General features: G+C 36.4%; 16 protein-coding genes and 1 tRNA gene. 2 read left to right on the top strand and 15 right to left on the bottom strand.

What is annotated here, in order from left to right; genetic code table 11:
* Positions 1-72: 72 nt before the first annotated feature.
* Both G508_RS19430 and G508_RS18520 read left to right on the top strand, forming a co-directional pair.
* Positions 73-3273, top strand: a complete 3201-nt coding sequence (locus tag G508_RS19430) for an alkaline phosphatase PhoX (protein ID WP_051197432.1) — start codon at positions 73-75, stop codon at positions 3271-3273.
* Positions 3274-3340: 67 nt separating this feature from the next.
* On the top strand, positions 3341-4246 hold the full coding sequence (locus G508_RS18520) for a leucine-rich repeat domain-containing protein (protein WP_051197430.1): 906 nt from the start codon (positions 3341-3343) through the stop codon (positions 4244-4246).
* Between the two features lie 42 nt (positions 4247-4288).
* Here the strand turns inward: G508_RS18520 and G508_RS0103650 are convergent.
* From G508_RS0103650 to G508_RS0103580, 15 genes are all read right to left on the bottom strand, one after another.
* A tRNA-Arg gene (locus G508_RS0103650) sits at positions 4289-4362 on the bottom strand.
* A 68-nt stretch (positions 4363-4430) separates the two neighbouring features.
* Complete coding sequence (locus tag G508_RS0103645) at positions 4431-4880, bottom strand: GatB/YqeY domain-containing protein (protein WP_026704049.1); 450 nt, start codon at positions 4878-4880, stop codon at positions 4431-4433.
* Between the two features lie 305 nt (positions 4881-5185).
* Positions 5186-7189 (bottom strand): cell division protein FtsZ, encoded by a 2004-nt coding sequence (gene ftsZ / locus G508_RS0103640; RefSeq protein WP_026704048.1) that lies wholly within the window; start codon positions 7187-7189, stop codon positions 5186-5188.
* 52 nt (positions 7190-7241) lie between these two features.
* A complete protein-coding gene (locus G508_RS0103635) occupies positions 7242-7712 on the bottom strand; it encodes a hypothetical protein (protein WP_026704047.1) in 471 nt (156 codons plus the stop codon).
* A gap of 55 nt (positions 7713-7767) precedes the next feature.
* Positions 7768-8022 carry a hypothetical protein gene (locus tag G508_RS0103630; protein WP_026704046.1) on the bottom strand — a complete coding sequence of 85 codons (255 nt, stop codon included), beginning with the start codon at positions 8020-8022 and terminating at the stop codon, positions 7768-7770.
* 61 nt (positions 8023-8083) lie between these two features.
* Complete coding sequence (gene ftsA, locus G508_RS0103625) at positions 8084-9469, bottom strand: cell division protein FtsA (RefSeq protein ID WP_026704045.1); 1386 nt, start codon at positions 9467-9469, stop codon at positions 8084-8086.
* Positions 9470-9476: 7 nt separating this feature from the next.
* Positions 9477-10211, bottom strand: coding sequence for a cell division protein FtsQ/DivIB (locus G508_RS0103620; protein WP_026704044.1), 735 nt, complete (start codon positions 10209-10211; stop codon positions 9477-9479).
* Complete coding sequence (gene murC / locus G508_RS0103615) at positions 10198-11547, bottom strand: UDP-N-acetylmuramate--L-alanine ligase (RefSeq protein ID WP_026704043.1); 1350 nt, start codon at positions 11545-11547, stop codon at positions 10198-10200. Before murC ends, G508_RS0103620 begins: the two co-directional genes overlap by 14 nt.
* A gap of 90 nt (positions 11548-11637) precedes the next feature.
* Positions 11638-12729 carry an undecaprenyldiphospho-muramoylpentapeptide beta-N-acetylglucosaminyltransferase gene (gene murG, locus G508_RS0103610; protein WP_026704042.1) on the bottom strand — a complete coding sequence of 364 codons (1092 nt, stop codon included), beginning with the start codon at positions 12727-12729 and terminating at the stop codon, positions 11638-11640.
* Between the two features lie 43 nt (positions 12730-12772).
* Entirely contained in the window at positions 12773-14095 is a 1323-nt protein-coding gene (locus G508_RS0103605; protein ID WP_026704041.1) for an FtsW/RodA/SpoVE family cell cycle protein, read from the bottom strand.
* A 73-nt stretch (positions 14096-14168) separates the two neighbouring features.
* Positions 14169-15503: a UDP-N-acetylmuramoyl-L-alanine--D-glutamate ligase gene (gene murD, locus G508_RS0103600; RefSeq protein WP_035694055.1), complete on the bottom strand. Its 1335-nt coding sequence runs from the start codon at positions 15501-15503 to the stop codon at positions 14169-14171.
* Positions 15503-16732 (bottom strand): phospho-N-acetylmuramoyl-pentapeptide-transferase, encoded by a 1230-nt coding sequence (gene mraY, locus G508_RS0103595; RefSeq protein ID WP_026704039.1) that lies wholly within the window; start codon positions 16730-16732, stop codon positions 15503-15505. Before mraY ends, murD begins: the two co-directional genes overlap by 1 nt.
* Before the next feature lie 90 nt (positions 16733-16822).
* Entirely contained in the window at positions 16823-18286 is a 1464-nt protein-coding gene (locus G508_RS0103590) for a UDP-N-acetylmuramoyl-L-alanyl-D-glutamate--2,6-diaminopimelate ligase (protein WP_026704038.1), read from the bottom strand.
* The gene (locus tag G508_RS0103585) at positions 18283-20286 is read right to left on the bottom strand and encodes a penicillin-binding protein (protein ID WP_026704037.1); all 2004 of its coding nucleotides are present in this window, start codon (positions 20284-20286) and stop codon (positions 18283-18285) included. Before G508_RS0103585 ends, G508_RS0103590 begins: the two co-directional genes overlap by 4 nt.
* A complete protein-coding gene (locus G508_RS0103580) occupies positions 20277-20624 on the bottom strand; it encodes an FtsL-like putative cell division protein (protein WP_026704036.1) in 348 nt (115 codons plus the stop codon). The genes G508_RS0103585 and G508_RS0103580 overlap by 10 nt, the downstream gene beginning before the upstream one ends.
* Positions 20625-20628: the final 4 nt, after the last annotated feature.

Here is a 20628-nt window from a genome sequence, read left to right as displayed (position 1 = left end):
AACCAGGATTAAGACTAACACAACACGCGACCTATACCTTTGCGTCAAAATAACAACTTAACCTGCACAACTATGAAAAAAGTAAAACTACTTTTTCTGGGTCTGATGGCCTCCTTATCAGGATTTTCACAGGCACCACAAACACTTTTGGCTAGCGGATCTCAATGGTCTTATCTTGACAATGGAACCGATCAAGGCACTAACTGGAGACAACCAGCATTTGATTACTCAACATGGGCTACTGGAGCGGCACCTCTTGGATATGGCGATCCTATGACCACAACCATTTCGTATGGCTCGGATGCAAACAACAAGCACATTACGTATTATTTCCTGAAAGACATTGAAGTAGATCTCAATGACCTTCCGGATGAAGTAAAATTCGGAATCAGAAGAGATGACGGAGTTGTGGTGTATGTTAACGGAGTTGAAGTGCTACGTGACAATATGCCAGAAGGCCCAATTACAAACACCACACTTGCTCCAAACACAATTGGTGGTGGTGACGAAACAACCTTTTTTACATTCGAGCTTCCTAAAACTATTTTCCAAAATGGTACCAACAGGATTGCTATCGAATTACACCAAAGAGATATTTATAGTTCAGATTTGGGAGTAGACATGTATATAGAATACCAAGAAGCATCAGCAATTGGAGCATTTCCTTTAACCAAAGGTTCTGAATGGTCTTATCTTGACAATGGAACTGACCAAAGTGCTACAGGATGGAATCAGGCTTCTTTTGATAATTCTTCTTGGGCTATTGGAGCCGCTCCCCTTGGATATGGCGACCCAATGACAACAACTATTTCATATGGATCTGATTCAAACAACAAACATATCGCCTATTATTTTACAAGAGATATCGAAGTTAATCTAGCAAATCTTAGCGAAGAAGTAACTTTTGGAATCAGGAGAGATGATGGGGTTATCGTTTATGTAAATGGTGTAGAAGTGATTCGTGACAACATGCCAAGCGGAACTATCACTCATACAACTGGTGCTTCAAATACCGTTAATAGTGGCGATGAAACCAATTACTTTTTGTTTGATCTTCCTAAAACCGTTTTCCAAAACGGTGTAAATAGAATATCGGTACAATTACATCAAAAAGATGGTCAAAGTTCTGATCTTGGATTTGATATGTTCCTAAAAAATAAAATAGCTCCTGCACAATATCCATTGCAAAAAGGTACTGAATGGTCGTATTTAGATAATGGAACCAACCAAAGTACTACTGCTTGGAAAGAGCTTACTTTTGACAACTCTACATGGGCTACAGGTTTTGCTCCACTAGGATATGGAGATCCTGCAGTTACTACTATTTCTTATGGTCCAAACTCATCAGACAAATATATTACCTATTATTTTTCAAGAGATTTAGAAATTGAGCTTGCAAACGTTGCAGATCAGGTTGAGCTTGGTCTAAGAAGAGATGACGGAGCTATTATTTATGTGAATGGTGTAGAAATTGTGCGTGACAATATGCCTGCCGGAACAATTGACAACACTACATGGTCAGTAAATACTATTGATGGAGCTGATGAAAAAAGATACACTTCTTATTTTCTTCCAAAAACGATCTTCCAAGATGGTGTGAACAGAATTTCAATTGAGATACACCAAAGAGATGGTCAAAGTTCTGATCTTGGATTTGATTTATACATTCAGGACAAAGCACCAGAATATGTTTGTGAAGAAGGACATATCGCCTGTTTTACCTCTATCAACCCAACGACTCAAACTCCTGTTTTGATCATCCCAGAAGAACAACGCTTTCAATTATTATTCAAGCAAGGTTCAGCTTATATGGACGGATCAGGAACCGTTCCTGGAAACCATGACTTTACAGGATACATTCCTTCTACTGGCGAAACTGCAAATACATTAGGCTGGTTATCCGTAAATCACGAAAATAACCCAGGAGGAGTTTCTATAGTAGATATCGAATTGAATGATGATGCACTTAACCCGCTTTGGACTGTAAACAACTCTAGAAAAGTAGATTTCAGCACGCCAGATTTGGTAAAAACCGAAAGAAACTGTTCTGGTGGTATTACACCTTGGGGAACTGTAATTACAGCAGAAGAAAGTACAAGTGCTGGAGATACCAATGGTGATGGTTTTGAAGATGTGGGATGGTTGGTAGAAATTGATCCCGTTACTTCGTCTGTAATGGATTATAACAATGATGGTGTGAAAGATAAACTTTTTCACTTAGGTCGAATGAACCACGAAAACATTGTGGTTAGTAATGATGGAGCTTTGGCTTACTATGGAGAAGATGGTGGAACACATTGCTTATATAAATTTGTAGCGAATACTCCTGGAAACATTACAGCAGGAAATGTATATGTATTGAAATTAGATTTAGAACTTTCTAATGATGAACCGAGTTCTTCAACTGCAGTGTGGATACAAGTGCCGAATATTACTCCAGCAGATTGTAACAATATGCGATCTAATGCAGCGGCTTTGGGAGGTACTAATTTTAACGGAGTTGAAGACGTAGAAATCGGACCTGATGGAATGATTTATTTTACAACAAAAGGTAAAAACCGCGTATTTCGTTTTAAAGATAATGGAACCACTGTTTCTGATTTCGAAACTTTCGTAGGAGGAATGAGCTATCCTATCGAAACTGCTGAAGGAACTGTTACTGAATCTTGGTCGGATGGTAATGATAACCTTGCCTTTGACGATAAAGGAAACCTTTGGGTGGTTCAAGATGGAGGAAGAAACTATATCTGGGTAGTTCGTCCAGGACACAGACAAAGTGCTCCTCAAGTTCTTTTACACACTTCAGTACCTGCTGGTGCAGAGCCAACAGGGCTTACTTTTTCTCCAGATTTCAAATACGGATTCTTTTCTGTTCAGCATCCAAATGGAAATACGGATTCTCAAGAAGATGCTACTGGAGAAAATATAGCGTTTAATGCTTCAGCAGCGTTAGTTTTTTCTAATCAAGCTTTCCTTGGAGCTCAAGAGCCTCTTTCTAATGGGAATGATAATTTAGCCAGCTTTGTTCGTTTGTATCCAAATCCTACAAAAGATGTGGTTACGCTTTCATTAAACGAGAACACTGGCGAAAAAGTTATGATAGAAGTATATGATATTTTAGGTAGAAAAGTGCTAGAAAACAACACACAAACCACTGGTTCTAACCAAAACATCGAATTAAACCTTTCTCAATTTACTGGAGAACAAGTGTTTTTAATCCGTGTTAATGTAGGTCAAAAATCAGGAACTTATAAAGTTGTTAAAACGAATTAATTCTTATTTATAGTTAAAACTAAGGTCGGTATATCGCATACCGACCTTTTTAAATTAAACATTTACGATGAAAAAAATATTTTTTCTTGCTTTATTTTTTTGTTTTTTAACGCTAAAAGCACAAGATAAAAATCCAGTCAAAGATGTGATGTATTCGAGCCTAACAGAAGCCCAAGCATCTAAAAAAAAAGTAACAAGGATTAATCTACGTGATCAAAATTTTTTTAGGATTCCAAAAGAATTAGAAAAATTTGGCGGACTGAAGTTTCTAAACCTGATGCAAAATGACATTGAAAGCTTTGATAATTCTTTCTTTAAGCTCAATAAGCTAGAAACGCTCATCTTACGTCAAAATGCAATCAAGTATGTACCGAAAGACATCAAAAAAATGAAACATCTCAAGGATCTTGATATGGCAATTTGTGATCTTTCGAGCCTTCCGGCAGAAATAGGAAAACTAGAACAACTTGAGTATTTGAGGCTTTCACTTAACAATATTATCACGTTACCAGAAGAAATAGGAAACTGCAAAAACTTGACTGCCTTAGAACTCGACCACAACCAATTGAGCTATCTTCCCTCTTCTTTTTCAAATTTAAAACAACTAAAAAATCTTATTCTGACCGGAAATCAGTTTTATGAGTTTGATAAAGCGTGGCTAGGTCTAACTTCTTTGAAGGAACTCAATCTAGAAAACAACCAATTACAATCGTTTCCCGAAGAAATAAAGCTACTTGAAAATTTAGAAATATTGTTACTCAATTATAACAAGCTTGAAAACTTGCCTGAAAACATTGTAGAACTCAAAAAACTTTCCCTATTATCGCTTTCCAATAACAACTTGAAAAAGTTGCCTCAGGATTTAAATAAACTCACCAACTTAAAAACCCTGATCCTAACCGGAAATCCATTTTCAGAAAAAGAAAAAAGACGTATAAAAGCAACATTGCCTGACTGTGCCGTTTATTTTTAAAAACAAAAAAAGCCTGCAAAAAATGCAAGCTTTAAAAGATAGTGACCTCGAAGGGATTCGAACCCCCAACCCTCAGAGCCGAAATCTGATATTCTATCCAGTTGAACTACGAGGCCATTTAATTTTAGAGTTTAGATTGTAATTAAAAAAAAAAACCTAAAATCTGAATTCTAAAACTTTTTTCTTATGTCAACAATTTTTTTACGATTGTGGATATTGTTTTTCCTTCTGCTGTTCCACCTAATTGTGCTGAAGCAAGTCCCATTACTTTTCCCATTGATGCAATTCCCGATGCTCCTGTTTCGGCTATGATTTTTGCGATAACAGCTTCTACCTCTGCTTCAGAGAGTTGTTGTGGAAGGAATTTTTCGATTACTGCAACTTGTGCCAACTCTGGTGCTGCCAAATCCATACGGTTTTGCTCCGTGAAGATTCTTGCACTTTCTTTTCTTGTTTTTACTAGACGTTGCAGGATTTTTATTTCTTCGTCTTCAGTGATTTCCTCTTTTGAACCGGATGCCGTTTGTGCTAAAAGCAATTCCGATTTTATAGATCTTAAAGATTCTAATGCAACGGTGTCTTTGGCTCGCATTGCATTTTTAATTTCGTCCATTATTCTTTCTGAAAGACTCATTTATTTTAGATTTTAGATTTTAGATTGCTGATTTTAGATTTATGATTCTAAAAAACATATTTTTGATTTTAGATTGTCGCTTCGCAGTTTATGATTTGCCCTCTAGCCCTGATGGTGACATTGTTTGAGCTCTTAAAACTGTGACTAACAGTTTTAAAGCGAGTGGCTCCAGCAGGAAAATGGATTGAACAAATGCCCTAACCTTTCGCTCCTAATTATGCTACACAAACCGGATGCGAAGGTAAAAAAAATAACCCGAAAATCACAGGGATTTTTCGGGCTATTTAGAGTTTGGTTTGAGTTAATTAATCCACGTTGTCGTGAAGGAATGAATTGTTGGAACGTAACTGAATGTCATCGTTACTATCAGTCCCCAATGAAGTTCGGGATTTATTATTGTTTGCAGGAGTACTTGAAATGTCGATTCCGAGACGCTTGTAAGCCGGCTCTTTTTCATATTCCTCTACTCTAGACGGATTGTTGTGAAATTTATAGTTGAATTCTTTCAACTTTCTTCTTCTTTCGTCGGCTCTTAATCTTGAGGCTTCTTCCAAAGACATTTCGGTTGGAGAAATGGCTTCGTAGTTGTTTCCAAAATTAGAAGGTTCGTTCACTTTCATCGTGATTTTCAACTCTTCGTTTTCTGGCTCTGCTACTTTCGCAACTGGTTTCGACTCCAAAAGGCTGTTTTCGACTTCCATATATTCCTCTAAAGAATAACGGATTACACCATTTTCGTTCAACTCGGTCATTGGAACTACTTGAACGGGTTGGTTTACCTTGATTTCACGCGTTTCGTTTGTTAATTCGAAAAGCATTCTGTCCTCGTTTGGTTTCTCTACCTTGCTGATTGGCAAATCGAATGAAAAAGTGATTTGCTCTTCTTCACGAACTACAAATTCTGGCTCACGAACTTCGATTTCCTTAACTTCTGGTGAAGTGAAATAGAAATCATCTGAAGAAACTGGCTTTGAAGCCGATGGCGAAACGATTTCGAAAGTCACATCTAGATTCTTGATAAACTCGGTTGTTGGAACCAAATTGTATTCAAAAGCTGGCTCTTCTTTAGCAACTGGCTCTGTAAACAAAGGCATGTCGAAAAGAGGCTCTTCTTTTACTGCTTCTACAATTAGAGGCTGCTCAAAAGTTGGTTCGTCTTCCATCAAATCGTGAACGATTTTTTCATCATTCTTTGCGGATGGAATTGGGGCTGAAAAGTCGAATGACTCAATCACTTTTTGAGACAAATTGTGTGTCAATTTTTGCTCATCTTCCAAAGAATGGATAATCTTTTTTGGCTCTGTATTTACTATTTCATTTTGTTGTTCAACATTGAAACCTGTAGCAATAATGGTAACGGCAACTGAATCGCCCAAAGATTCATCTTCACCAACTCCCATAATGATATTGGCGTTGTGACCTGCCTCAACCTGAATATGGTCGTTGATTTCTCCGATTTCGTCAATCGTGATTTCATTGGTTCCAGAAACGATAAGCAACAATACGTTTTTGGCTCCTGTGATTTTGTTGTCGTTCAATAATGGAGAGTCTAGAGCAGAAATAATTGCTTCTTTCGCTCTGTTTTCGCCACTTGAAATGGCAGAACCCATAATGGCAGTTCCGCTGTTTGACAATACCGTTTTGGCATCTTTTAAATCGATGTTTTGGGTATAGTGGTGCGTGATTACTTCGGCAATACCGCGAGATGCAGTTGCCAAAACTTCGTCAGCCTTAGAGAAACCAGCTTTGAAACCAAGATTTCCGTAAACTTCTCTTAGCTTATTATTGTTGATCACGATAAGTGAATCTACTTGCTTTCTTAGTCTTTCCACACCTAAAAGCGCTTGTTCCTGACGCACTTTCCCTTCAAACTGGAAAGGAATGGTCACGATACCAACCGTTAGGATATCTCTTTCTTTTGCCAATTGAGCAATTACTGGAGCAGCTCCCGTTCCTGTTCCACCACCCATTCCTGCAGTGATGAAAACCATCTTGGTGTTGCTGTCGAGCATTTTCTCGATATCGGCAATGCTTTCGATTGCTGATTGTTGTCCAACTTCCGGATTTGCTCCAGCTCCAAGACCTTCAGTAAGGTTTACACCCAACTGAATTTTATTAGGAACAGAACTGTTTTGCAATGCCTGAGAATCAGTATTACAAACGATGAAATCTACTCCTTTGATGCCTTGCTGGAACATGTGGTTGATGGCGTTGCTACCGCCTCCACCTACACCGATTACTTTAATTACATTTGATTGGTTTTTAGGTAAATCAAATGAAATACTTCCAAAATCTGAGTTGCTTGTCATATAATTTGGTATTTAATTTTTAGTTTTTATTTTCTTTTTTTATAGCTAATTTTTATTCTTTTTCAATTATTTTTTCAAACCAAGGATTATTAGTTTCTCTGTACCAAGAGTGCTTTTCTTTTTTCTTTATTAGTTTTCCTTTATTATCAACTTCATATAATCGATCCTTTTTATAAAACATTCTATCCAAAGTTTCAAGTTGGTAAGCAAATGCCGAATATACATCTTCAGAATTTGTAAATAGATTTGCTATTCTATCGGTTGATCTATACACTCTCTCTTTTTCTCCAACAATTCTTATTGTGTCATATATAGGGATTACTTCAAAATAAATAGTATCATTACTACATTTCCATTTTCCGCTTGCCCAAGAAACATACATATCAACTCCGCTATTATAAAAAAATGTAGAATCCTTATTCAATACAATAGCTTTATGGGCACCCCTGTAACTTCCACAAATATTTTTCTGTTGAATAGAACAAAAAATTGCAATAATGAATACTGATAAGAAACTTTTCATTTTTTATGATTCATTTAAATTTTCCCCCTACCCTCAATATTATAATCACTTTCACTTATTGCTGTTTCAATAATGTATATGTTTTTGTTCCATCTTCTTTTTCAATTTCTATAATTCCGTCGGCTATAATATTATCAAAAATATACGCATTCGAATTTTTAGCACTTGAAGACTTTTTAGCATTTATAGATTCATTGATTCCTAAAATATCTTTTAAGGAAACAGTTCTTACATTACTTTTTTCATTATTTAAAATAACCGAATCTTCTTTTTCGCAACCGAAAAAAAAGGTTATTGTTATACAAAACAATAACTGGACAAAATAATTATTTGCTTTTTTATTATTTATTATGATATAAATTCAATCTAAATTATTCTGCATTGTCCAGAAAGTCCCTGATTTTGTCTACATATTTATCAAAAAATGATTTTCTGATTTTTGTTTCTGTAGATTCAGGCTCTTTTGCTTTTGCTGCTGGACGCTCTTCTTCCTGCACTTGCACTTCCTCTTCATATTGCGTTTGAACTTGAGGTTCCGGTTGTCTGTAAACCACCTTCACTTCTTTTTCAACCTCAATAGCAACGGCACTTTTCGTATTGTTTTGGATAGAATTCATTACCAAACCAACTGCTGTTGCATATAACGGACTAGAAATTTCCTCGCTTGAATTACCCGCCAAATGCTCGTTTGGATATCCAATTCTGGTGTCCATTCCTGTGATATATTCCACCAATTGCTTGATGTGTTGCAATTGAGCTCCACCACCAGTTAATACAATTCCTGCAATCAATTTTTTTCTTGGGTCTTCGTGACCATACGCTTTTATTTCTGCAAAAACCTGCTCAATAATTTCAACCACACGTGCATGGATGATTTTTGACAAGTTTTTCAACGAAATTTCTTTTGGTTCTCTTCCTCTTAAACCTGGAATGGAAACAATCTCGTTGTCTTTATTTTCACCAGGCCAAGCTGAACCAAATTTCACTTTTAATAATTCGGCTTGTTTTTCGATGATTGAACATCCTTCTTTTATATCTTCTGTGATCACATTTCCACCGAAAGGAATTACGGCAGTGTGGCGAATAATTCCGTCTTTGAAAATGGCCAAATCTGTTGTTCCTCCACCAATGTCAATCAATGCAACTCCTGCTTCTTTTTCTTCCTGACTTAAAACCGCATCGGCTGAAGCCAAAGGTTCCAAAGTCAATCCAGACAATTCAATTCCTGAACTTTGGATGCATCTTCCCACATTTCTGATAGAAGAAGCTTGCCCAACTACTACGTGAAAGCTAGATTCCAATCTTCCGCCGTACATTCCGATTGGTTCCTTGATTTCAGATTGTCCGTCGATTTTAAATTCCTGTGGCAAGACGTGGATGATTTCTTCACCCGGAAGCATTGCCAATTTATGTACCTGATTGATTAACAAATCAATATCCTTGTCTCCAATTACTTCTTCAGGATTATTTCTGCTGATGTAATCGCTGTGTTGAATGCTACGGATGTGCTGTCCTGCAATTCCCACTACAACATCTTTAATCCTGTAACCTGAGTTCGTTTCCGCTTCTGCAATCGCTTGTTGGATCGACTGGATGGTTTGCGTAATGTTATTCACAACACCTCTTGCCACACCAAGACTTTTGGATTTTCCAACGCCCAAAATTTCTAATTTTCCATATTCATTTTTCTTGCCAATCATTGCAACAATCTTTGTTGTTCCAATGTCTAAACCAACAGCAATATTTTCTTTTTCCATAACCATTTTATTTTGTGCACACTACCTGTTGCGTAAACTTCAGATTTATTTCCTTGTATTTACTAATCGAACTATCTTGAACTGCCTTTTGAAAAAACGCTTTATAGTTGTTGAATTTCTTCTCAATATTTATTGTTTTTCCAAAATCGATGACATAATTAAAATTTCTATTCGCCATTTTAACGCTACCTCCGTGCAAAACTTGAATACCGATGATGTTTTTTTTCAAAAAATCGTCGTTGTAAATAACCTTCAGCAATTCGTATAAATCCTTACTATTCGCTTCTTCAATTTCACCAGAAACCAATAGAACTCTTGCCGTATTTACATCAGACAAGGGCATTCTATTCCCTTCTAAATCAATGTAAAAAGATCCATTCTCATCAAACACTCTTGCGATTGGGGTTTTCTGTTTTACGACTGCTTTCAGGACACCATCGATACTCACAAATACTTCTGATTTCTCAACCATATTGTGTTCATTGATGGATTTTTCCAGTTTATTCAAATCTAAATTAACTTTCCCAATAGTTTGTCGCTCTTGATTATTTTCTATTAACAATTTATTAACCGATTCGTGTGTCAAAAAAAGACTTCCTTCATCGAGAAATTCCACTATTGGTTTCTTGATTTTTCGTTCTTCATTTCGCTTGGAAGTGAAGGAATACAAGAACACAATCACTGCAAACATTAGCAGTAACCTCACATTTGTCCAAATAGTTCTCCAATTAAGCTTTTTCATTCAATGCTTCTTTAATCGGTTTTACCAACTCTCCAATATCTCCAGCTCCAATGGTTACGATAACCTTTGCGTCACTTTTTAAAATCGTTGAAATTAAATTTTCTTTTAAAACTAATTTCTTGTTTGCATTTGTCATTTTTCCTAACAGCCAAGCCGAATTTACATCTTCAATTGGAAGTTCACGAGCCGGATAAATATCCAACAGGATTACTTCGTCAAAAGCCGAAAGACTTTTTGCAAAATCATCAATAAAATCTCGCGTTCTACTGAATAAATGCGGTTGAAAAATCGCCAATACTTTTTCGTTTGGATACAATTCAGAAACCGCCTGATGTACTGCATTTATTTCGGTTGGATGATGGGCATAATCATCGATATACACCAAATTATTCGTTTTGATTTGGTAGGAAAATCTTCTTTTTATTCCTTTGAAAGAAGCTAAAGCCGAGATTATCGCTTCGTTTGATGTTCCGTAGGTTTTGGCCATAGCCAAGGCTATCAGGGCATTCATCAAATTGTGTTTTCCTGGCAATCCGAATTTTATATTTTGTATTGTTTCCGAGGGCGTTTCTACATCAAAAACATATTGACTATTTTCTATTCTGACATTTACCGCTTTATAATCTGCCGATTCATTTACTGCAACTGAAATTCCCTTTAAAGGCAAATCTTTTGCAATAAACAATTTCGATTTGTCTTCGATTTTATCTGCAAATTCAACGAACGAAGCTTCGATTGAAGCACTGTCGCCATAAATATCCAAATGATCGGCATCCATTGAGGTGATACAAGCGATATTTGGATGGAGGTGCAAGAACGAACGGTCAAATTCGTCTGCTTCAACAACGGTTACAGTTTTTCCGTTTCCTATTAGATTTGAATTATAATTCTCTACGATTCCGCCAAGGAACGACGTTACATCAGCTCCACTTTCATACAAAATATGTCCCAGAATGCTTGAAGTTGTCGTTTTTCCGTGAGTTCCAGCAACAGCAAAACAGAACGTATCTTTAGTTATGATTCCTAAAACTTCAGCTCTTTTTTTGATTTTAAAATCTCTTTCCAAGAAATAATTCCACTCCGAATGTGTTTTTGGAACTGCTGGCGTGATAACTACAAGTGTATTTTCGATGTAAAAATCCTTCGGAATCAAATTGATGCTATCTTCAAAATGAATATCAATTCCGCTTTCGATTAACTCATCTGTTAATGTCGTTGGTGTTTTGTCATAACCCGATACATTTTTCCCCAAGGTCTTGAAATAACGAGCAAGAGCACTCATTCCGATTCCTCCGATTCCGATGAAATAAACGTTATGTATCTGATTTAAATTCATTTTTTTTTATAGTTGCTGAGTTTCTAAGTTTTAAGTTCATGAGTTTTTCTCATTGCACTGAACTCTTGGCTCTATTCTTTTGGCTATTGCCTATTTAATCAATTTTACTATTTCGTCCACGATATCTTTTGTGGCATTCACTTTTGCTAGTTTTTCGATACTTTCAGATAAGCTTTTTTGCAAATTATCATCATTCAATAAATTATTGAAAGTCGTGGTAAATTTGGTATCCAACTCCACTTCCTTTACCATCAAAGCTCCATTTTTTTCAACAATTGCATTGGCATTCTTCGTCTGATGATCTTCTGCAACATTTGGAGACGGAATAAAAATAACCGGTTTTCCAACGATGCATAACTCCGAAACTGAAGAAGCTCCAGCTCTTGAAATCACAATATCTGCAGCAGCATACACCAAATCCATTCTATCTATAAACGACAAAACCTGAACGTTTTCATTATCGTTATAGCGTTGGTATTCGTCGAAATATAATTTTCCGCATTGCCAGATGACTTGAACATTTTGTGAAGTGAAATTCACCAATTCTTTTGCAATAAGCTGATTTACTCTTCTCGCACCTAAACTTCCTCCAAGTACCAAAACCACTTTTTTATCTTCGGCTAGACCGAAATATGCTCTAGCTTCTTTTCTTTTATTTTTGATGTCAATCAAATCCTGACGGACTGGATTTCCTGTGAGAACAATTTTATTCTTTGGAAAAAACTGTTCTAAATTTTCATAAGCTACACAAATCTTACTGGCCTTTTTGCTCAACCATTTGTTTGTAATTCCAGGAAAAGAATTCTGTTCTTGGATAACGGTTGGAATTCCTGCAAAACCTGCAACTCTCAATAACGGTCCACTTGCAAAACCTCCCGTCCCAATTACTACATTTGGCTTGAAATCTCTGATGATAGTTCTTGATTTCAATAAACTGTCCAATAATTTTACTGGAAAAAGTGAATTATCAAAAGTGAATCTTCGTTGAATTCCAGCAATCCACAATCCTTTGATTTTATATCCGGCTTGCGGTACTTTTTGCATTTCCATTTTATCTCTCGCTCCAACAAATAGGATTTCGCAATCTGGGAAACGAGACTTTAATTCATTAGCAATAGCGATTGCCGGGTAGATATGTCCACCTGTTCCGCCACCGCTTAATATGAATTTTAAATTTGCCATTTCTTTTAGTTGCTGAGTATCCGAGTTTACCGAGATACTGAGTTTATTTATTTTTGACAGCATCCATTGGATTTGCTGTTTCTTCTATTGAATAATTTCCTTCTGTAGCCAATTCAGGCTGTATTTCATTTGCCTCATTTTCGAGAGCTTCTTCTTCCAATTGCTTATCGATTAAGCGTTTTAAGGCTTCGTCACGTTTTTGTTTTTCGTCCAATTCTGCTGCAATTTCCTCTTCTTTCTTGGTCACGCTCAAGATGATTCCGATAGCGATACACGTCATCCAAACTGAACTTCCTCCACTACTTATCAAAGGCAAAGGTTGCCCTGTAACCGGCAATAATTCTACCGCAACTCCCATATTGATTAACGCTTGGAAGATTATCGGAAATCCCAATCCTACGACCAATAATTTTCCGAAAATCGAATTCGACTTGTGAGCGGCTACGATAAATCTGAAAAACAACAAAAGGTATAGTGCGAGAACTCCCAAGCCACCAATCAATCCGTATTCTTCGACAATGATGGCGAAGATAAAATCGGAAGACGATTGAGGCAAAAAGTTCTTCTGAACACTTTTCCCAGGACCAGTTCCATAAATTTGACCCGAAGCGATTGCAATCTTTGCTTTTTCAATTTGATAATCGTCTTCACCAGGCTTATCACTAAAAAAATTTTCTACCCTTTTTTCCCAAGTATCAACACGATTATTGAAAGCATCAGGAAAAGCTTTAGCCACTAAAACAAAAAAGGCAAGTGAAAGAATTCCCATTCCAACTACAAACCCAATATATTTCAACGGATATCTTCCGATAAAAACCAGTAACAACACCATTGAAAAAATCAAGGCTGCTGTTGAGAAATTTGCAGGTAGTATAAACATTAGCGTTACTCCAACTGGTGTCCAAAGTTCCCACAAGGAGTTTTGGAAAGTTAGCGGAGTTTCTCGCGTTTTAGATAAATATCGTGCCACAAAAATCATCAAAACTATGGAAGCTAATGTGGAGGTTTGAAACGTAATCCCAACGAAAGGTACTTGAATCCATCGGCTTGCATTTGCTCCATCGATAACAGTTCCTTTTAGTAATGTATAAGCCAATAATAGCCAAACTACAGGTAATGCAATTCGGGAAATTCCTCGAAAATAATGATACGGAATTTTGTGCATTTGGTAGATAATGATGAATCCAGTGATGATGCTCATCCCATGTTTCAGCAAATAACCAATAGTATTTCCTGTCCCTTTTCCACCCATGTAAGCCAAATTACTACTTGCACTAAAAACAGGCATAAAGGAAAACAGGGCCAACAAGGCCACGAATGACCAAATGCCTTTATCTCCTCTTAAACTGTTTATTAATCCTTTCATTTTTAAGGTTTATGGGTTTTGGGTTTTGGGTTTTGGGCAACCTGTACCCAAGACCTAAAACCCTTAACCTTTATTATAAATTCTGAACTGCTTGTTTAAATTGCTTTCCTCGGTCTTCGTAATTTTCGAACAAATCAAAACTTGCACAAGCTGGAGACAATAAAACCGCATCTCCTTTTTCTGCCAATCTTTGTGAAGTTCTCACAGCATCTGACATATTTGAAACTTCCACCATCACATCAACAACATTACCGAAAGCATCAATTATTTTTTTATTATCAACACCAAGACACACAATCGCTTTTACTTTTTCGCGAACCAAAGACATCAATTCTGAATAATCATTTCCTTTATCAACACCACCCACGATCCAAACCGTTGGAACCGTCATACTATCCAAGGCAAAAAATGTAGCATTCACATTCGTAGCTTTAGAATCGTTGATGTATTGCACATTTTGAATCTTCAACACCTTTTCCAAACGATGTTCCACACCTTGAAAATTCGACAAGCTTTCTCTAATGGTTTGCTTTCTGATTTTCATCAATTGTGCTACAGATGCAGCAGCCATTGCATTTTTCATATTGTGCTTTCCTTCGAGTGCCAAATGTGTTGTGTCCATTGTAAATTCTTCGTCTTTGATGTTTATTTTCATTGTCTTGTCTTTTATTGATGCCCCTTCTTCAAGCTCTTTTGATATTGAAAAGGGTACTTTTTGTGCTTTTGTTTTGTTATTTTGAAACCATCCTGCAATAGCTTCGTCATCATCGTCATATATCAGGAAATCTTCCTTTGTCTGATTCATCGTAATCCTGAATTTCGAATTGATATAATTTTCATATTTGTATTCATATCGATCCAAATGATCCGGACTTATGTTCGTAATTACTGCAATATGCGGGTTGAACGTATAATTTCCATCCAATTGAAAACTGCTCAATTCTAAAACGTAGGCTTCAAACTTATCTTCAGCAACCTGCCAAGCAAAACTCTTTCCTATATTCCCACCTAATCCTACATTTAATCCGCCTGATTTCAGCAAATGATAGGTAAGCATTGTTGTGGTTGTTTTTCCGTTGCTTCCCGTTATTCCGATTAGGGTTGCATCTGTCCACGGAGCTGCAAATTCAATTTCAGAAATCACCGGGATTTTCTTTTCAAGGAGCTTTTTTACTATTGGTGCTTTTTCTGGAATTCCAGGACTTTTCATTACCACATCGGCATTCAGAATCAATTTTTCCGTATGCTGTTCCTCTTCCCATTCAATCTTATTAATCGTAAGAACTTCTTTATAGTTTTCTTTTATCTTTCCGAAATCGGATACAAAAACATCATATCCTTTTTTCTTTCCGAGAATTGCCGTTCCAACGCCACTTTCTCCTCCGCCAAGTATCACGAGCCTTTTCATTATCTCAGTTTCAAAGTCACAATTGATAAAATGGCCAATAAAATTCCAACAATCCAAAAACGGGTTACAATCTTGCTTTCATGATATCCCTTTTTCTGATAGTGATGATGTAAGGGCGACATTAGAAAAATTCTTCTGCCTTCGCCAAAACGTTTTTTGGTATATTTAAAATAACTTACCTGAAGGATTACCGATAAATTCTCTGCAAAGAAAATCGCACATAAAACGGGCAGTAACATTTCTTTTCTAACGGCAATTGCCAAAACAGCAATGATTCCTCCAATGGTCAAACTTCCTGTATCGCCCATAAAAACGGCTGCAGGATAGGAATTATACCAAAGAAACCCTACCAAAGCTCCAACAAAGGCAGCAATAAAAACCGTCATCTCTCCTGAATTCGGGATGTACATAATATTCAAGTAATTCGAGAAAACGATGTTACCCGAAACGAATGTAAAAATCCCGAGTGCTAAAACCGAAATTGCTGAAGTTCCTGCTGCAAGACCGTCAATTCCATCGGTTAAATTCGCACCATTTGAAACAGCTGTAATGATGAAAATTACAATCGGAATAAAAATCAACCACGCTAAATTTTGATAACCATCTCCTGTCCAAGCTAACAACTCTGCATAATCGAATTCATTATTTTTAAAGAACGGAATGGTTGTAACGGTTGATTTTTCTTCCAATGGAGTTTGCGTAATTACATTTTCTGTTTGTGCTTTATATGTAAAACTTCCACCTGTATCTTGTCTAACTGTAACCCCCGGATTAAAATACAAAACAAGCCCTACTATCAATCCTAGACCAACTTGTCCTATTACTTTAAACTTTCCCTTTAGACCTTCTTTATCCTTTTTAAAAATTTTAATATAATCGTCTATAAAGCCGATCGTTCCCATCCACAAAGTTGTTACAATCAATAATACTATATAGATATTATTAAGTTTAGTTAGCAGAACAACCGGAATCAAAGTCGCAATGATGATGATCAAACCTCCCATTGTTGGCGTTCCTGCTTTTTCATTCTGACCTGCCAAACCAAGTTCTCTAACAGTTTCTCCAACCTGCTGTCTTCTTAAGAAATTAATAATCTTTTTTCCGAAAACGGTAGAAATCAACAACGATAACAAAATTGCCAAAGCTGATCTAAAAGTGATGTATTGAAAAACTCCTGTTCCTGGAACATCGAGTGTCTTGTCTAAATATTCGAATAAATAATACAGCATAAGCTTAAAATTTCAATGTTCAAGTATCAAATCCCAAATAATTTCCAATTTTCAAATTCTGAAACTTTGGGATTTGAAATTTATTTTTTGTTATTTCCCGAGTTGTTCTAAAAATTCCTTTACAATTTTCATATCATCAAAATCGTATCGTACACCTTGGATTTCTTGATAAGTTTCGTGACCTTTTCCTGCAATCAAAATGATATCGTTTGGCTGAGCCAGTTGACAAGCGGTTTTAATGGCCTGCTTTCTATCGGTAATCGAAATTGTTTTTTTAAAATTCTGTGGCTCCACACCTTTTTCCATTTCAGCGATGATAGCTTCTGGGTCTTCCGTTCTCGGATTGTCAGAAGTAATGATAGCTTTGTCGCTCAATGTTGAGGCTATGTTAGCCATAATTGGACGTTTGGCTCTATCTCTATCGCCACCACAACCTACAATTGTAATAAGCTGTTCGTTTTTTGTACGAATATCATTGATCGTTTTCAACACATTTTCCAAAGCATCAGGTGTATGTGCATAATCCACTATCGCCGTGATTTTTTCATTCGAAATGATGAATTGAAATCGTCCCGAAACACTCTCCAGTTCAGACAATAATCTTAAAACTTCTAGTTTATCCAAACCTAATTCAACGGCAGTTCCATAAATAGCCAATAGATTATAAGCATTGAAAGTACCTATTAATCTAACCCAAACCTCATTATCGTTTATTCTCAACAACAAACCTGAAAGTTGATTTTCTAGGATTTGAGCTTTATAATCAGAATATGTTTTTAGAGCATACGTCAATTTTCTTGCAGTTGTATTTTGTAACATTACCTGACCATTTTTATCATCAATATTGGATAAGGCAAAGGCTGTTTTTGGCAAATGGTCAAAGAACGATTTTTTAACGTCTCGGTATTCTGCAAAAGTTGGATGATAATCTAAATGGTCATGCGAAAGATTGGTAAAAACGCCACCTTCAAAATGCAAACCTTCAGTTCTTTTTTGATGAATTCCGTGAGAACTTACTTCCATAAAGCAATATTTAACACCAGCTTCGTTCATTTCCTTCAAATATTTATTGATGGTTAATGAATCCGGAGTGGTGTGGGTTGCTTTGTATTCAATATCATCCACCAAAATTTTCACGGTTGAAAGTAAACCCACTTTGTAACCTGCTTTTTTGAATAACTGATACAAAAGCGAAGCAATCGTGGTTTTACCATTTGTTCCCGTAATTCCAATTAACTTCAGGCTTCTCGAAGGATTTTCATAATAATTTGAAGCCATAAAAGCCAAAGCCGAATTGGTATCTTTTACTTGGATATAGGTAATTCCTGTAACTATTATTTCTGGAAAAGTGTCACAAACAATAGCAATTGCACCAAGATTTATAGCTTTCTCAATAAAATCGTGTCCGTCAGAAACGGTTCCGCGAATGGCAACAAAAACATCATTCTCTTCAATCTTCCTTGAATCGAATTCGATTTTGTTCACAGCGGTTTCTGTCGTTCCGTGAACCGACTCAATTGCTACTTTATATAATATGTCTTTTAAAACAATCACGATAATTCGAGTGTTATAGTTTTATTTTTTTCTAATCTTTCTCCTGCCGAAAGCGATTGTTTTTTCACTTTCCCAATTCCGATAACTTTTACTTTCAATCCTAAATTCCCTAATAATGCCACAGCATCCATTCCTGACATTCCATGAACATTTGGAACTAAACTGGTTTTTGTTTCCGCTTTCGCGTAATACGTACTGTAGTTTTTTTCCTGAATCTTATCTTTCTGTTGAAGATTTTTCACTTCGTTAGTTGTTGGCGAATCGGTAAAAATCTTTTGGGCTACTCTTTTAAAAACTGGTCCGGCAACATCGGCTCCGTAATAATTATTTTTTGCAGTGTTAGGCTCATGAACCACGACAATGCAAGAATATTTTGGTTCATCTGCAGGAAAATAACCTGCGAATGATGAAATATAATGTTTCTCTGAGCCGCCTTTTTTGGCATAATTGGCTTGAGCTGTTCCCGTTTTTCCTGCCATCGAAAAATCCTTTGAATATAATTTTGCACCAGTACCTTTTTTTACGGCATTTTCCAAAACAGCTTTTACTTTTGCCAACGTTTCATCCGAACAAATTTTCGGATTCATTACTTCTTTTTCGTATTTCATTATAGTTTTATTCCAAGCCTTAATCTCGGAAACAAACTGTGGTTTTACCATTTCTCCGTTGTTTGCAACGGCATTATAAAAAGTCAAGGTTTGCAAAGGCGTGATCGAAACTCCATATCCAAAAGCCATCCAAGGCAATGAAATGGCACTCCAACGCGTGTCTTTTGGATGTGGAATATAAGGTTTACCTTCACCCTTGAAAGGCAATCCGAGTGGTTTGTCTAATCCATAATTGTGCAAATGATTTACAAATTGAGTTGGATTATCTTTATAGGCATTGTAAACCGCTTGAACCATTACCGTATTGGAAGAAACTTCAAAACCACGTGCAAGTGAAATCTTTCCATAACCACCTTCTTTAGAATCACGAACTTTCTTCCCTGAATAGGTTACAATTCCGCCAAAAGTGTTGTAAACATCGCTTGTGTCGGCTTTTTTATCTTCCAGCAAAGCCATCAAATCGGCCAATTTGTAAGTCGAACCTGGCTCGTGCGATTCTGCAATGGCATAATTTGTTGTTTCATAATAGGAACCATCTTTTGCTCTTCCGAGGTTTGAGATAGCTTTCACATGCCCTGTTTTGGTTTCCATTACTACAACACAACCATGTTCTGCTTCATATAATTCCAACTGCTTCAACAAGGCGTGATGTGCGATATCTTGAATATAAACATCAATTGTTGAGATTACATCATAACCATCTTGAGGTTCAATTTCATTGACATCGCGAATAGGTTTCCACTGACCTTTTGCAATTTTTTGTTTTAAAATCTTACCGTCTTTTCCGTTTAGATAATTGCGAAAAGCCCACTCGATTCCCTTTCCATCTGGAGTTCCGTTAGGGGTTATCCTTTCATAACCAATGGTTCTCTCAGCAATTTTTCCAATTGGATGTTCGCGAACTGTTTGCTGGTCCACAATTATTCCTCCTTTATAAACGCCAAGATTGAATAATGGAAAACTTTTTATTTTTACATATTCGGTATAACTCAAATTTCGAGCAATCAAATAATACCTATTTTTATTGGTTCTGGCACGTGTCAATTCTCTTTCGTAGAAACTTTTTGGCTTGCCTAACAAAACCGAAAGTGAATCTGCCAAAGGCTCAATATTCTTTTGAAAATTTTCAGCTGTTGGCGCCAATGCATCAAACCTTATATAATAATTAGGTATCGATGTGGCAAGCAAACTTCCGTCAGAAGAATAAATATTTCCTTTATTAGCTGGAATTACAAACTTTTTAACCGAACGATCCTTGGCTAATTTTCTGTAATAATCGCCTTCAACCCATTGAATATTAGTTAACTTTATGACAATTGCAGACGCCATCAACAGTATTGCAAATGCAAACAGATAAATTCTATAAGAGATATTTTTATCTTCTACTGCCATAATTTTTTATACCAACTTTTTTCTTCTTCTTTAACTACTTTTATTTTTACCGGAGGAACTGACGATGGCACAATTCCTTTTTCTAACATTTTCTTTTCGATGGTCGATTCGAGCTTTAGCTCCATCAACTCCGATCTCCTGTCTACAAACTCTGATCGTAGCTCTTTCACCTCTTCCTCTAAAGCCTTTATTCTAAAAATCTTTCGTTCGTATCGATTCGTATTTGCAATCATCACAATCGCCAGAAGAATCACAAAAACTATGAAACGCCAGTTTTTATTTGCATCCTCGTTTACGAGAAATCGAGCCTTGAGTATGTTGTAAATTCCACCTTTCATTCGA

The sequence above is a fragment of the Flavobacterium soli DSM 19725 genome, assembly GCF_000422705.1.
Classification (GTDB): Bacteria; Bacteroidota; Bacteroidia; order Flavobacteriales; family Flavobacteriaceae; genus Flavobacterium; species Flavobacterium soli.
This window is presented reverse-complemented; position numbering and strand designations above follow the sequence as displayed.

Coding starts and splice junctions, on each gene's coding strand:
- murD (WP_035694055.1), bottom strand. CDS start 15,503: ATGAAAAGGCTCGTGATACTTGGCGGAGGAGAAAGTGGCGTTGGAACG.
- murG (WP_026704042.1), bottom strand. CDS start 12,729: ATGGCAAATTTAAAATTCATATTAAGCGGTGGCGGAACAGGTGGACAT.
- mraY (WP_026704039.1), bottom strand. CDS start 16,732: ATGCTGTATTATTTATTCGAATATTTAGACAAGACACTCGATGTTCCA.
- G508_RS18520 (WP_051197430.1), top strand. CDS start 3,341: ATGAAAAAAATATTTTTTCTTGCTTTATTTTTTTGTTTTTTAACGCTA.
- G508_RS0103620 (WP_026704044.1), bottom strand. CDS start 10,211: ATGAAAAAGCTTAATTGGAGAACTATTTGGACAAATGTGAGGTTACTG.
- ftsA (WP_026704045.1), bottom strand. CDS start 9,469: ATGGAAAAAGAAAATATTGCTGTTGGTTTAGACATTGGAACAACAAAG.
- G508_RS0103635 (WP_026704047.1), bottom strand. CDS start 7,712: ATGAAAAGTTTCTTATCAGTATTCATTATTGCAATTTTTTGTTCTATT.
- G508_RS0103605 (WP_026704041.1), bottom strand. CDS start 14,095: ATGAAAGGATTAATAAACAGTTTAAGAGGAGATAAAGGCATTTGGTCA.
- murC (WP_026704043.1), bottom strand. CDS start 11,547: ATGAATTTAAATCAGATACATAACGTTTATTTCATCGGAATCGGAGGA.
- G508_RS0103580 (WP_026704036.1), bottom strand. CDS start 20,624: ATGAAAGGTGGAATTTACAACATACTCAAGGCTCGATTTCTCGTAAAC.
- G508_RS0103645 (WP_026704049.1), bottom strand. CDS start 4,880: ATGAGTCTTTCAGAAAGAATAATGGACGAAATTAAAAATGCAATGCGA.
- ftsZ (WP_026704048.1), bottom strand. CDS start 7,189: ATGACAAGCAACTCAGATTTTGGAAGTATTTCATTTGATTTACCTAAA.
- G508_RS19430 (WP_051197432.1), top strand. CDS start 73: ATGAAAAAAGTAAAACTACTTTTTCTGGGTCTGATGGCCTCCTTATCA.
- G508_RS0103585 (WP_026704037.1), bottom strand. CDS start 20,286: ATGGCAGTAGAAGATAAAAATATCTCTTATAGAATTTATCTGTTTGCA.